Below are 12,713 nucleotides of genomic sequence, written 5' to 3'. Positions count from 1 at the left end.
CTCGTAGCTGGTCACCACGAGGCGCGTGCCGCGAAGAGCTCGCTCACTCATGAATCGTGCCTCCCGGGCTTGTCGCCCACAGGACAGGTGTCGCTGTCGTCGTCATCCGGTCAACGTCCGGTCGGCGGTAAAGATTCCCGTCCCGAGTCCCGTTCCGGGGCCATGTGTCGCCGTCGTAGCCGCAGCCTTGTCAACCAGTGCAGTACCCACAGGCGCCCGGTATGTCACATCCGTTGCGGGATGTCACCCAGCGTTTCGGCACCTTTGACGCGCAGTAACGGTACGCCTGGCAGGCCAAAGGCGTACACTACCGCCCTTTCGCGCCAAGTGCTAAATCCTTTCGGGGACCGGGTTGCCCGCGTCGCCGATCGCACGCCGTACCGGTACCCGCGCGAGGAGCACGAAACCGATGACGAAGAACGCCACCAGCGAGATGATCGCGTCCCGGTAGCTGCCGGTCAGCTGGTAGGTGAGTCCGAACAGCAGCGGTCCCAGCCAGCTCATGCCGCGGTCGCTGATCTCGTACGCGGAGAAGTACTCGGCCTCCTTGCCCGGGGGGACGAGGTGGGAGAAGAGGGAGCGGGAGAGCGCCTGGCTGCCGCCCAGGACCAGGCCGATGCCGGCGGCCAGCACGAAGAACCACGCGGGCGCCCCGGCCGGCAGGAAGTACCCGGCCGCCAGTGTGAGCGTCCAGGCGACGAGCGAACCGAGGATCGTACGCTGGGCGCCGTACCGCCGGGCGAGCCGCCCGAGCAGCAGCGCCCCCGCCACGGCCAGCACCTGCACCAGCAGGACGGCCACGATCAGCGTGGACTGGCCGAGCCCCAGTTCCTCGGAGCCGTAGACCGACGCCTGGGAGATCACCGTCTGGATGCCGTCGTTGTAGACGAGGTACGCCAGCAGGAAGGCCAGCGTCAGCGGGTGGCGGCGCATGTCGCGCACGGTCGCCGCCAGCTGCCGGAAGCCCGGCAGGGCCGCCTCCCGCGCGGGGGCCCGCCGGTCCCGCAGGCGCCGTAGCGGAATCAGCGCGAAGGCGCCCCACCACAGGCCCGCCGACGCCAGGCAGACCCGGATCGCGGCGCTCTCGGTGAGGCCGAAGGAGTCGTGCGCGGTGTAGAGGACCAGATTGACGATCAGGACCAGGGAACCGGCCGCGTAGCCGAAGGCCCAGCCGCGCGAGGAGACGGCGTCGCGCTCCTCGGGCGGCGCGATCTGCGGCAGGTAGGAGTTGTACAGCATCATCGCGACCGACTGCGCGGCGTTGGCGACGATCAGCAGCAGGCCGCCGAGCAGATAGCGCTCGCCGTCCAGGAGGAACATGCAGGTCGTCGCGGCCGCCCCGGTGTACGCCGCCGCGGCGAGCAGCGGCTTCTTGCGGCCCGTGCGGTCGGCCGCGGCCCCCACCAGGGGCATCACCAGCACCGCCACGATCACCGACAGGGAGACCGAGTAGGCGAAGAACGACCCCGCCCGCACGGGTATGCCCAGCGGGTGGACGTATCCGTCCGCGTCCGCCGCCGACTCGGCGACCGACGTCAGATAGGGGCCGAGGAAGACGGTGAGCACGCTCGTCGAGTAGACGGAGCACGCCCAGTCGTAGAAGTACCAGCCGCGCTGTTCGCGCCGGCGTCCGGCGGCCCCGTCGGCCGCCTCCGTCCGCACGGTGTCGGTGCCCACCCGTGCCCTCGCCTCCCCGTGAAGCGCGACGTCCCCGGCCCGCCGCGCGGGTCGTCAGACCCAGACGCCGCGGTCCTCCATGACCTTGCGCAGTGTGTCGATGTGATCGGTCATGATGCCATCCACGCCCAGGTCCAGAAGCCGGTGCATGCGGTCGGGGTCGTTCACCGTCCACACGTGCACGTGCAGCCCGCGCGCGTGGGCCGCGTCGAGGAAGCGGCGGTCCACCACCGGGACGCCCGACTGGGAGACCGGTACCTGGGCGGCCACCGCCGAGCGGCGCGGCGAGGCCGGCACGCCCCAGGAGCGCAGCCGCAGCCCGAGCACGCCCCGGGTCCCGTAGGAGGTGGCGAGGCGCGGCCCGGCCAGCCGCTGGGCGCGGGCCACCCGCGCCTCGGAGAACGAGCCCAGGCAGACGCGGTCCCAGGAGCGGGTGCGGCCGACGAGGTCGAGGAAGGGCACGAGGGCCGCCTCGGCCTTGACGTCGACGTTCCAGCGGACGTCGGGAAAGGCCGCCAGCAGCTCCTCGAAGAGGGGGAGGGGCTCGGTGCCCGCCACGCGCGCGTGGCTCACGTCTTTCCACAGCAGCTCGGCGATCCGGCCGGTCCCGTCCGTGACCCGGTCGAGCGTCGCGTCGTGGAAGGCGACGAGCTTGCCGTCGCGCGTGGCGTGCACGTCCGTCTCGATGTACCGGTAGCCCGCCTCGACCGCCCGCCGGAACTGGCTCAGCGTGTTCTCCAGGCCGTCCGCCGCGCCGCCCCGGTGGGCGAAGGCGATCGGGCCGGGGTGGTCGAGGTAGGGATGGCGTATCGCGGTGGTCACCGACGCAGTATGGCCTCGCGGGGTTGACCGGTGGCAACCACCGTGCTGCCGGGGGGTGCCGCCGGGACGGCGAACACACGGAGGAACAGCTGGGCGAGCGGGCCGATGGCCACCGCGTACAGCAGGGTGCCGACGCCGACGGTGCCGCCGAGGGCGAAGCCGGTCACCACCACCGTGATCTCCACGGCCGTCCGCACCAGCCGCACCGACAGGCCCGTACGCCGGTTCAGTCCCGTCATCAGTCCGTCGCGCGGCCCCGGGCCGAACCGGGCCGCGATGTAGAGACCGGTCGCCATGCCGTTCAGGACGATGCCCGCCGTCAGGAACGTGATCCGCGCCACCGCGCCGCCGGCGTCGGGCACCACCGCCAGCGTCGCGTCCATCGCCGCGCCGATCACCAGGACGTTGGAGACCGTGCCGAGGCCCGGCCGCTGCCGCAGCGGGATCCACAGCAGCAGCACGGCCGCGCCGGTGAGGGTGAGGACGACGCCCATCGACAGTCCCGTCAGCTCCGCCAGACCCTGGTGCAGCACGTTCCAGGGTTCGAGGCCGAGGCCGGAGCGGACCAGCAGCGCCGAACTTGCCCCGTAGAGGGCGAGACCGCCGTAGAGCTGGGTGAGCCGCCGGGTGAGGCGTCTCGGCTGGGACCGGCGCGTGGACATGAAGTGTCCCCCTTGTGGTGTGAGTGGCCTGACTCGTGACACCCTGTGGCTTGGATGCAGGAACCATCCATGGCCAATCCGGGGAAGGTGGACTGATTTCCATGGCGCAGTGGACCTCGGCGGTGGGAGCCGCTCAGCTCGCCCGGCTGCTCGGTTCGCAGCAGGAGCGCCCGGCCGGGCCCGGCACCCGCCGCCCGCCCGCCTACCGCGCGCTGGCCGACGGCGTCCGGCTGCTCGTCCTGGAGGGGCGCGTACCGGTCGCCGCGCGGCTGCCCGCCGAACGCGAACTGGCCCTCGCCCTCTCCGTCAGCCGCACCACGGTCGCCGCCGCCTACGAGGCCCTGCGCGCCGAGGGCTTCCTGGAGTCCCGGCGCGGAGCGGGCAGCTGGACCGCCGTACCGGCCGGCAACCCGCTCCCCGCGCGGGGACTCGAACCGCTGCCGCCCGAGGCGCTCGGCGCGGTGATCGACCTCGGCTGCGCGGCGCTGCCCGCGCCGGAGCCCTGGCTCACCCGGGCCGTACAGGGCGCCCTGGAGGAACTGCCGCCCTACGCGCACACCCACGGCGACTACCCGGCGGGGCTGCCCGCGCTGCGCGCCACCATCGCCGACCGCTACACCGCGCGGGGCATCCCCACCATGCCCGAGCAGATCATGGTCACCACCGGCGCGATGGGCGCGATCGACGCCATCTGCCACCTCTTCGGGGGCCGCGGCGAACGCATCGCCGTCGAGTCGCCCTCGTACGCCAACATCCTGCAGCTGATGCGCGAGGCGGGGGCGCGGCTCGTGCCCGTCGCCATGGCCGGGCACCTGGGCGGCTGGGACATGGACCACTGGCGCCAGGTCCTGCGGGACGCCGCGCCGCGCCTCGCCTACGTCGTCGCCGACTTCCACAACCCGACCGGCGCGCTCGCCGACGACGACCAGCGGCGGCGGCTGGTCGAAGCGGCCCGCTCCGCCGGGACGGTGCTCGTGGCCGACGAGACGATGAGCGAGCTGCGGCTCGACGAGGACACCCCGATGCCGCGCCCGGTGTGCGCCTTCGACCCGGCCGGTTCCACCGTCGTCACCGTCGGCTCGGCCAGCAAGGCGTTCTGGGCCGGTATGCGCATCGGCTGGGTGCGGGCCGCGCCCGACGTCATCCGCAGCCTGGTCTCCGCGCGCGCCTACGCCGACCTGGGCACCCCGGTCCTGGAGCAGCTCGCCGTGAACTGGCTGTTCGCCACCGGCGGCTGGGAGCGGGCCGTGGAGCTGCGCCGCGCACAGGCCCGGGAGAACCGGGACGCGCTGGTCGCGGCGGTACGGCGGGAGCTGCCCGACTGGGAGTTCGACGTACCGCGCGGCGGGCTCACCCTGTGGGTGCGCACCGGCGGTCTGTCCGGGTCCCGGATCGCCGAGGCGGGGGAGCGGGTCGGCGTCCGGGTGCCGTCCGGGCCGCGGTTCGGTGTCGACGGTGCCTTCGAGGGCTACGCGCGGCTCCCGTTCACGGTCGGCGGCGCGGTGGCCGACGAGGCCGCCGTCCGGCTGGCGGCGGCGGCACGGCTGGTCGAGAGGGGTGGCGTCGGCAGCGGCGGCGGGGCGGAGGGCCCCCGCACGTTCGTGGCGTGACGCGCGTACGCCCCCTGGGGGAAGCAGGGGGCGTACGCGCGGGGAGCGGTCTCAGGCGGGTGTGCCGGGTCCGAGCGGTCTCAGGCGGGTGTGCCGGGTTTGATGAGGGTGGGGACCGGCTTCCTGGCCGGTTCCGTCTCCGTCTCCGGGGCCCGCTCCGGTGCCCGATCCGGTTCGCCCTCGGACGCCGGGTCCCGCTCGGGCTGCGTCTCCGGCGGCGTCTCCGACGGCGCGTCCTGGGGCGGCTCCGCCTTGACGAGGGTGGGCACCGACTTCCTCTCCGGCGCCTGCTCGGGAGCCGGGTCCGGACCGTCCGGTTCCGGTACGTGCTCCCCGTCCGCCGGCGTCGTGCGCGGCGGCAGCAGCTCCAGGACCGTCTGCCGGTGGGCGTCGCTGGTGGCGTCGTCGTAGGGGTCCGGTGCGGCCGGCACCTGGAGGCGGTGGACCGGCCCGGTGCCGAGCCGGGCGTACCCCCGGCCCGGCGGGACCTGCTCGACGGGCGTCGTCTGCGGGGGAGCCCCGAGCGCCGCCGTCAGTTCCTCGGCACCGGCCGCGCCGAGGACGACACGCGCGCGTGTGTGCTGCCGTACGGCGTCGCCGAGCGTGTCCAGCGCGTCGAGCTGGTCGGCCACGACGACCGTGACGTGCGCGGCCCGGCCGTGCCGCAGCGGGACCTGGAGCAGGGACTGCGGGTCCCCCCGGCCGTCCGTGCCGGACAGGAGCGAGAACGCGCTCGGCCGGTCCAGCAGGAGCCACAGTGGGCGCCGGGTGTCCTCCGGCGCGGGCCGGCCCTCCTGTCGGGCCCGGTTGACGGCGATCAGCCGCCGTTCCGTCTCCTGCGCCGCCCACTCCAGGCTGGTCAGCACCCCGGTGAGGCCGCACTCGACGGCCAGGACGCCGTCGCGCCCGGTCAGGCAGGCGTACTCGCCGGTGCCGCCGCCGTCGACGATCAGCAGGTCACCGCCGTGGTGCAGGGCCTGCAGGGCGACCGAGCGCAGCAGCGTGGAGGTGCCGGTGCCCGGCCGGCCGAGGACCAGCAGGTGGGGCTCGGTGGAGCGGACCCCGGTGCGCCAGACGACCGGCGGTACGTCGCGCCGCTCCTCGCCGTGGGTGAGCGGGAGCGTGCGCTGGACGCGGGTGGGGTCGGTGAACCCCAGGACCGTCTCGCCGGGCGCGGTGACGAAACGCTGGGCGACGAGGTCCGTCGGCAGCGGGGGCAGGACGGTCAGGGTGAGGTGGTTGGCCTCCTCGTCCCAGGTGAAGCGGTACTCGCGGCCCCGGCCCGCCTTCGCGGTGAGCAGGTGCTCGATCCGGGCGCGGGCGGCGGCCTCGCCGTCGGTGAAGTACGCCGGGTAGTGCACCACCAGGTGCGCGAAGCGGCCGTCGTCGTCGAACTCGTAGGCCGGGAACGCCTTCTCCCACGCTCCGCCGTGGGTGTACAGCGGGTCGGGGTCCTCGGCGAGGGAGAAGTAGGGCACCAGTGCCTCGTAGAGCGAGGAGAGGCGCTGGGCCCGGGTGTCGTCGGGGCCCTCCGGCTCCGGCGGGGTGCGGTCCCGGCCCTGCCAGGCCGCCGCCGCCATCAGCGCGACGGCGGCGAGCAGCGGGCCGTACGGCATCAGCGCCACGACCAGGACGACCGAGGCCACCAGGAAGAGCAGCGCGCCGCGCCGGTCCTTGGGGGTCTCGGTCCACCTGAGCCGCGCGGCCGCGGCCAGTCGGCGCAGACCGCGGGCGATCGTGATCAGCGGCTGGAGGACGTCGGTGGCGCTGTCGGCCGCCGTCCGGGCCAGCACCCGGCTCCGGGCGAGCCGCGCGCCGCCGTTGCTCAGAATGCGGGGGAGGGGGCGCCGGGCCACTGCTGCCTCCTGTGAGTGCGTACGGGACGGACGGGGATCAGAACTTGAAGCCGCCGAGGAGGCCGGCGAGGCTCTCGCCGCCCGCCTTGATGCTCGGGGCGATCGCGGTGCTCGCCAGGTAGAAGCCGAACAGCATGGCCACCACCATGTGCGACGCCTTCAGGCCGTCCTTGCGGAAGTAGATGAAGAGGACGACGCCGAGCAGGACCACGCCTGAGATCGAGAGGATCATGTGAGTTCTCCTGGTTCGCGGGGACAGTCACCATGAGTACTTCCAGGATCACAGCATGTATCTATACGATTAAAGGTGCAACTGGGTGAAAAATGGTCGATTTACCCCGCGTGGCGGAGCGCCTCCTGGGCCGGTCGGGCTGTGGTGATCTTTACCTCGGGTGCCCCGGACCGCACGCTCCGCGAGCCAGTACCCTGGCGATTCACTCGTACGGGCCGCACCGCTCGCGGCCACGCGCGTACGGACCCACGCACCAACGTCCCCAGAGAGGTGGTCCGGCCATGAGCGAGGCTCCCGACCCCGAGGTCGTCGAACTGGCGACCAAGATCTTCGACCTGGCCCGGCAGGGGCAGACCGAACCGCTCGTGGCCTACGTCGACGCGGGAGTCCCCGTCGGCCTCACCAACGACCGCGGCGACTCCCTGGTCATGCTCGCCGCCTATCACGGCCATGCCGACGCGGTCCGCGCCCTGCTGGCCCGCGGCGCCGAGGCCGACCGGGTCAACGACCGCGGGCAGACCCCCCTCGCGGGTGCCGTCTTCAAGGGGGAGACCGAGGTGATCGAGGCGCTCCTGGAGGCCGGCGCCGACCCCTCGGCGGGCACCCCCTCGGCCCTCGACACGGCCAGGATGTTCGACCGGCGGGAACTGCTGAGACTCTTCGGGGAGCAGTGACGAAGGGCTCATCGAGCCCTCCCGGCCACAACAGGCCGTACAGCACACGGAAAACGGGGGAGGCGGTACGGGGCCGCCGAAATTTCGGTCGCGGCAGGACGAAGCGCCGGGTCATCATGACGACGTGGTTCACGGACGTGACGGCTGGGCAGGTGTTGCCGCACCGCGCGGACCGTGCCCCGGTCCGCAAGGGCCACCGACGAGAGGCAGAGGAAAATGGTCTTCGGCAAGCAAGAGACGGCGGGCTCTCCGACGTGCTGTCGCGCGGCCAGGTAACGCGTGTTCCCCGGTTGCGTCGACGCTTGATGTGAGGCTGTTTCCCATGTTCGATCCGTTCATAGCGCCCAGCGGCACGCTGCTGGGCCTGCTGCAGCGCGGTCGCGGCGACGGCACGCTGCACGCGCTCACCGCGCCCCGCGCGGAGGCGCTCGCGGCCCTCCACCACTGCGTGCTGCGGGACCCCCGCCACGACTGGCAGGTGGAGAACCGCTCCCTCTACTACGCACGTCTCTTCCTCGACCTCGACGGCGGGCTGGACGCCATCGAGGCCCACCTCTTCGACGCCGAGGACGTCCTCGACACCGAGGAGTCCCGCACCGGACTCGCCCTGGCGGTCCTCGGACACCTCGCCTCGTACGGCCGGCGGGACGCGCTGCTGCTGCTGCGCCGGTACGCCGCGCGGGGGACCAACTGGGCCTGGGCCCTGGACGAGCTGGCCCTGCGGGACGACGACGCGGGCCTGCGCGCCCTCGCCGAACCCGTGCTCGCCCGTTTCCCCGCCGACCCCGAGGGCGAGGCCGAACTGGCCGCCGCCGTACGCGACGCCTTCGAACCGCGGCCCTGGCGGCTGTGGGCCGAGGATTCCCGCGAGGCGATCGCCACGCGCGTGCGTGCCGCTCAGGAGGCCGGCTGCTTCGACCGCTGGCAGCGGCAGCTGCGGCCCGCCGGGCCCCGGCCCGGCTGGAGTGTGAGCGCCGTCTTCGACTGGGCCCAGCAGGGGCTGGAGCGGGGCGCCGCCCTGTACGTGCCGGCCGCGCGCTGCCTCACGGCCGTCGCCGGTCCCGAGGACCGGCCCGAGATCCTTGAGGCCGCCCGGTCCGGTTCCGAGGCCGCCCGCTGCACCGCGCTGCGCTATCTCGCCGACACCGACGACCCCGCCGCCCTCGACCTGATCGAGAACGCCGTGGCCACCGGCACGACGGGGGTCGTGGAGGCCGCCGTCGCCACCTTCGAACGCATGAGCGGTGTCGATGCCGTGGACCGGGCCCGGGGCTGGGCCCGCCGCCCCGACCCGCTGGGCGCCGCCGCCGGACGCGTACTGGCCTGCCGCGGCACGGTCGCCGACCGCGACCTCGTCCTCGCCGCACTGCGCGAGGCCGTACGGGGCGAGGGCCCCGACGCGCCGACCCTGTGGACCCTCGTCGACGGCACCGGACGGCTCGGCATCGCCTGCGCCGCACCCGTGCTGCGGCACGTCTACCGCGAGACCGCCTCCTCCCACCTGCGCGGCCGGGCCGCCCGCGCCCTGGCCGCCACCGACCCCTCCTTCGCCGCCGGCTTCGCCGTCGAGTGCCTGTGGGACTGCGAGGAGACCACCCGCGAGGTGGCCGCGCGGCACGCCGAGACCGGCGACAACCGGGTCGTGGAACGCCTGCGCAGGCTCGCCGCCGACCCCGCCGAGGAGGCCGAGGTGCAGACCGCCGTACGGAGCAGGATCGGACCCGACGCGCCCGCCGCGTGAACGGAGCGGAACCGGCGCTGACGCGCCGGCCGCGCGGGCGGCGCCGGACCGGGTCCGGCGTGCGCGCGTGAACGGGGGACGACCCGCGGGCCGGACGGGTGTGGCCGGGGGCCGACCCCGGCGGGCGGACGGGGCAACGCTCATGGGACGTTCCTCGGCCGGACAGATCCACGTTGACGTGGCCACGTCCAGCCCGGCGACAACACCGGTATGCGTGTCGTCATCGTGACCGAGTCCTTTCCCCCCGATGTGAACGGCGTGGCTCACTGCGCGCTCCAGACCGCCCGGCACCTCGTCGACAGCGGTCACACGCCCCTCGTCGTCGCCCCGGCCCCCGCCCCCGGCACCCGGCCCGGCCCGGCCGCGCCGTGCCCGGTCGTCCACGTCCCCTCCCTCCCGCTCCCCGGCTACCCCCAGGTCCGCGTCGCCCTGCCCAGCCGCCGCCTCGCCGCGGCGATCGCCGCACACCGCGCGGACGTCGTCCACCTGGCCAGCCCCTTCGTCCTCGGCGTACGCGGCATGGCCGCCGCCGCCCGGCTCGGCGTCCCCGCCGTCGCCGTCTACCAGACCGACCTCGCCGGCTACGCCCGTACGTACATGGGCGCCGGCGAGGCCGCCGCCTGGCGGCGGATCCGCTCCGTGCACGCCGCCGCCGACCTCACCCTCGCCCCCTCCACCGCCGCCCTGCGCGACCTGCGGGACCACGACGTGCCCCGGGTGCGGCTGTGGCCGCGCGGCGTGGACACCGCCCGCTTCAGGCCCGGACTGCGCGACGCGGCGCTGCGCCGCGAACTCGCCCCCGACGGCGAACTGATCGTCGGCTACGTCGGCCGCCTCGCCCCCGAGAAGCAGGTCGAACTGCTCTCCGGCGTCTGCGCCCTGGACGGCGTGCGCGTCGTGGTCGTCGGCGACGGACCCAGCCGCGCCGGCCTCGAACAGGCCCTGCCCGGCGCCGTCTTCGCGGGCCGCCGCACCGGCGACGACCTCGCCCGCCACTTCGCCTCCTTCGACGTCTTCGCCCACACCGGCCCCTTCGAGACCTTCTGCCAGACCGTGCAGGAGGCCATGGCCGGTGGCGTCCCCGTCGTCGCGCCCGCCGCCGGCGGACCGCTGGACCTGGTCGACCACGGCCGCACCGGTCTGCTGGTGCTGCCGCGCGACGCGACCGCCGTACGCGACGCCGTGGCCGCGCTGGCCGCCGACCCCGCCCGGCGCGCCGCGTTCGGGGCCGCCGGACGGGCCACCGTCGAGGGCCGCACCTGGGCCGCCGTCGGCGACCTCCTCATCGGGCACTACACCGACGTGCTCGCCGACCGGAAGGCGGTGCCGGCCGCATGAGCGCCCTGCGGATCGTCCGGCTCGCCAACTTCGTCGCCCCCGCCTCCGGCGGCCTGCGCACCGCGCTGCGCGAACTGGGCAAGGGCTACCGCGCGGCGGGCCACGAACCCGTCCTCGTCGTCCCGGGCGAACGCGCCGACGACCGGGACACCGAACAGGGCCGGGTCATCACCCTCCCCGGCCCGCCGCTGCCCGGCACCGGCGGCTACCGGGTCCTGACCGGCAGACGCCGCCTCGCCGCCCTCCTGGAGGACCTGGCCCCCGACCGGCTGGAGGTCTCCGACCGCACCACGCTGCGCTGGACCGGCAAATGGGCGCGGCGGGCCCGCGTTCCCGCCGTGATGGTCTCCCACGAGACCGCCGACGGCGTGCTGCGCACCTGGGGCCTGCCCGAGGAAGGCGCCCGCCGCGCCGCCGACGCCCTCAACACCCGTACGGCACACGCGTACGCGCGCGTGGTGTGCACCACCGAGTTCGCCGAGCGGGAGTTCCTGCGGATCGGGGCGCGCAACGTCGTACGCGCCCCGCTCGGCGTCGACCTCGCCGCCCGGCACCCGGATCTGCGGGACGCCCGGGTACGGGAGCGGTACGCGCGCGGGGACGAGACGCTGCTCGTGATGTGCTCCCGGCTGTCCGTGGAGAAGCGGCCCGGGACGGCGCTGGACGCGCTGGAGGCGCTGCTGCGGCGCGGCCGGCGGGCGGTGCTGGTCGTGGCCGGCGACGGACCGCTGCGCGCCCGGCTCGAACAGCGGGCCCGGGAGCGGCGGCTGCCCGTGGCCTTCCTCGGCCACGTCGCCGACCGCGACCTGCTCGGCGCGCTCCAGGCGTCCGCCGACGTGTGTTTCGCCCCGGGACCCGCCGAGACCTTCGGACTCGCCGCGCTGGAGGCGATGGCCTGCGGTACGCCCGTGGTGGCGAGCGCGTCGTCGGCGCTGCCCGAGGTGATCGGGTCCGCCGGGGCCGTCGCCGCCGACCACGGGGAGGCGTTCGCCGACGCCGTCGGCCTGCTGCTGCGGCGCCCCGTGCGCGACCGGCGCCGGGCGGCACGCGCGCGTGCGGAGTGCTTCGGCTGGGACACGGCCGTCGCGGCGTTCCTGGCCGCGCACGACGCGCCGCGGCTCCGGGTCGGGCCCGCCGCCGTCCGTCCCGTCGTACCGGAGGGCGTGGCATGAGACGGCTGCGGTACGTGGCGCTCGGCGACTCGCTGACCGAGGGCGTCGGCGATCCCGTGGCGGGCGGCTGGCGCGGCTGGGCCGCCCTCCTCGCCGCGGGGCTCGTCGCGGAAGGCACCGAACCGGCCGCCGAGTTCCGCAACCTCGCCGTCAGCGGGGCGCTGACCAAGGACGTACTCCGGACGCAACTGCCCGCGGGGCTCGCCCTGCGGCCCGACCTCGTCTCCGTCGTCGTCGGCGTCAACGACACCCTGCGCCGCACCTTCGACATCCGGACCGTCGCCGCCCGGCTGAACGAGGTCTACGCGGCGACCGTCGGCCAGGGCGCGGTCCTGCTCACCGCCTGTCTGCCCGACCCCGGCACCATGCTGGGACTGCCGGGAGCGCTCGCCCAGCCGCTGGCCCGGCGGCAGCGCGCCGTCAACGCCGTGGTCCACGCGCTGTCCGAACGCCACGGCGCCCTGCACCTGCACGCGGGGGAGGGCGACTGGGTCACCGACCGCGCGATGTGGAGCGCGGACCGGCTGCACCCCGGGGAGCGGGGGCACCGGCAACTCGCCGCGCGCAGCCACGCGCTGCTCGCCGGGCACGGGATCGCGCGGGGACCCGCGCCCTCGACCGAGCCCTGCTCCCCGGCGCCCACCCGGTCCGCGAGCCTGTGGTGGCTGGCCACCGCCGGCACCGGCTGGGTGGCCCGGCGCTGCACCGACCTGCTGCCCCAGCTGCTGTCGCTCGCCGCCGACGAACTGCGGCACGCCGCGCGGGGCACGAGTACCCGGCTCGACCTGCACGCGTCCGCCGCGGTGTCCTCGGCACTGGCGGCGCTCGCGGTGGGGGAGCGCCGGGAGGCGGCTTGAGAGCGGGATGCCGAGGAGCGGCCTCAGGGTGGACGGCGTGGGGTGGCCGGTACGCGCGCGTACCGGCCACCC

At 74.9% G+C, this 12,713-nt stretch carries 11 protein-coding genes; 6 read left to right on the top strand and 5 right to left on the bottom strand.

Annotation, left to right across the window (positions count from 1 at the left end):
* Positions 1 to 330 precede the first annotated feature (330 nt).
* From UW392_RS15435 to UW392_RS15425, 3 genes are read right to left on the bottom strand one after another with little or no spacing between them, the layout of a single operon-like run.
* On the bottom strand, positions 331 to 1,677 hold the full coding sequence (locus UW392_RS15435; RefSeq protein WP_320775562.1) for an MFS transporter: 1,347 nt from the start codon (positions 1,675 to 1,677) through the stop codon (positions 331 to 333).
* Positions 1,678 to 1,731: 54 nt separating this feature from the next.
* Positions 1,732 to 2,499: a glycerophosphodiester phosphodiesterase gene (locus UW392_RS15430; protein ID WP_320775561.1), complete on the bottom strand. Its 768-nt coding sequence runs from the start codon at positions 2,497 to 2,499 to the stop codon at positions 1,732 to 1,734.
* Positions 2,496 to 3,161, bottom strand: a complete 666-nt coding sequence (locus UW392_RS15425; protein WP_320775560.1) for a hypothetical protein — start codon at positions 3,159 to 3,161, stop codon at positions 2,496 to 2,498. Before UW392_RS15425 ends, UW392_RS15430 begins: the two co-directional genes overlap by 4 nt.
* A 101-nt stretch (positions 3,162 to 3,262) precedes the next feature.
* Between UW392_RS15425 and UW392_RS15420 the strand changes: the two genes are divergently transcribed.
* Positions 3,263 to 4,771 carry a PLP-dependent aminotransferase family protein gene (locus UW392_RS15420; RefSeq protein ID WP_320775559.1) on the top strand — a complete coding sequence of 503 codons (1,509 nt, stop codon included), beginning with the start codon at positions 3,263 to 3,265 and terminating at the stop codon, positions 4,769 to 4,771.
* Positions 4,772 to 4,851: 80 nt separating this feature from the next.
* On the opposite strand, the gene UW392_RS15415 is transcribed toward UW392_RS15420, so the two are convergent.
* Positions 4,852 to 6,627, bottom strand: coding sequence for a hypothetical protein (locus UW392_RS15415; protein ID WP_320775558.1), 1,776 nt, complete (start codon positions 6,625 to 6,627; stop codon positions 4,852 to 4,854).
* A gap of 37 nt (positions 6,628 to 6,664) precedes the next feature.
* A complete protein-coding gene (locus UW392_RS15410) occupies positions 6,665 to 6,859 on the bottom strand; it encodes a hypothetical protein (protein WP_320775557.1) in 195 nt (64 codons plus the stop codon).
* A 281-nt stretch (positions 6,860 to 7,140) separates the two neighbouring features.
* On the opposite strand from UW392_RS15410, the gene UW392_RS15405 reads away from it, so the two are divergent.
* From UW392_RS15405 to UW392_RS15385, 5 genes are all read left to right on the top strand, one after another.
* On the top strand, positions 7,141 to 7,533 hold the full coding sequence (locus tag UW392_RS15405; protein WP_320775556.1) for an ankyrin repeat domain-containing protein: 393 nt from the start codon (positions 7,141 to 7,143) through the stop codon (positions 7,531 to 7,533).
* A 322-nt stretch (positions 7,534 to 7,855) separates the two neighbouring features.
* Positions 7,856 to 9,274 (top strand): HEAT repeat domain-containing protein, encoded by a 1,419-nt coding sequence (locus UW392_RS15400; RefSeq protein WP_320775555.1) that lies wholly within the window; start codon positions 7,856 to 7,858, stop codon positions 9,272 to 9,274.
* 210 nt (positions 9,275 to 9,484) lie between these two features.
* Positions 9,485 to 10,612, top strand: coding sequence for a glycosyltransferase family 1 protein (locus UW392_RS15395; protein ID WP_320775554.1), 1,128 nt, complete (start codon positions 9,485 to 9,487; stop codon positions 10,610 to 10,612).
* Complete coding sequence (locus UW392_RS15390; protein WP_320775553.1) at positions 10,609 to 11,784, top strand: glycosyltransferase; 1,176 nt, start codon at positions 10,609 to 10,611, stop codon at positions 11,782 to 11,784. Before UW392_RS15395 ends, UW392_RS15390 begins: the two co-directional genes overlap by 4 nt.
* The gene (locus UW392_RS15385) at positions 11,781 to 12,641 is read left to right on the top strand and encodes an SGNH/GDSL hydrolase family protein (protein WP_320775552.1); all 861 of its coding nucleotides are present in this window, start codon (positions 11,781 to 11,783) and stop codon (positions 12,639 to 12,641) included. Before UW392_RS15390 ends, UW392_RS15385 begins: the two co-directional genes overlap by 4 nt.
* The last annotated feature ends 72 nt before the right edge of the window (positions 12,642 to 12,713 follow it).

The sequence above is a fragment of the Streptomyces sp. CRN 30 genome, from assembly GCF_034105845.1.
Note: the sequence above shows the minus strand (reverse complement) of the source record. Positions and strands in the feature narration are given on the sequence as shown.

Excerpts from the sequence above, each read along its gene's own strand:
- UW392_RS15385 (WP_320775552.1), top strand. The coding sequence starts at position 11,781 with ATGAGACGGCTGCGGTACGTGGCGCTCGGCGACTCGCTGACCGAGGGC.
- UW392_RS15420 (WP_320775559.1), top strand. The coding sequence starts at position 3,263 with ATGGCGCAGTGGACCTCGGCGGTGGGAGCCGCTCAGCTCGCCCGGCTG.
- UW392_RS15410 (WP_320775557.1), bottom strand. The coding sequence starts at position 6,859 with ATGATCCTCTCGATCTCAGGCGTGGTCCTGCTCGGCGTCGTCCTCTTC.
- UW392_RS15390 (WP_320775553.1), top strand. The coding sequence starts at position 10,609 with ATGAGCGCCCTGCGGATCGTCCGGCTCGCCAACTTCGTCGCCCCCGCC.
- UW392_RS15405 (WP_320775556.1), top strand. The coding sequence starts at position 7,141 with ATGAGCGAGGCTCCCGACCCCGAGGTCGTCGAACTGGCGACCAAGATC.
- UW392_RS15425 (WP_320775560.1), bottom strand. The coding sequence starts at position 3,161 with ATGTCCACGCGCCGGTCCCAGCCGAGACGCCTCACCCGGCGGCTCACC.
- UW392_RS15395 (WP_320775554.1), top strand. The coding sequence starts at position 9,485 with ATGCGTGTCGTCATCGTGACCGAGTCCTTTCCCCCCGATGTGAACGGC.
- UW392_RS15400 (WP_320775555.1), top strand. The coding sequence starts at position 7,856 with ATGTTCGATCCGTTCATAGCGCCCAGCGGCACGCTGCTGGGCCTGCTG.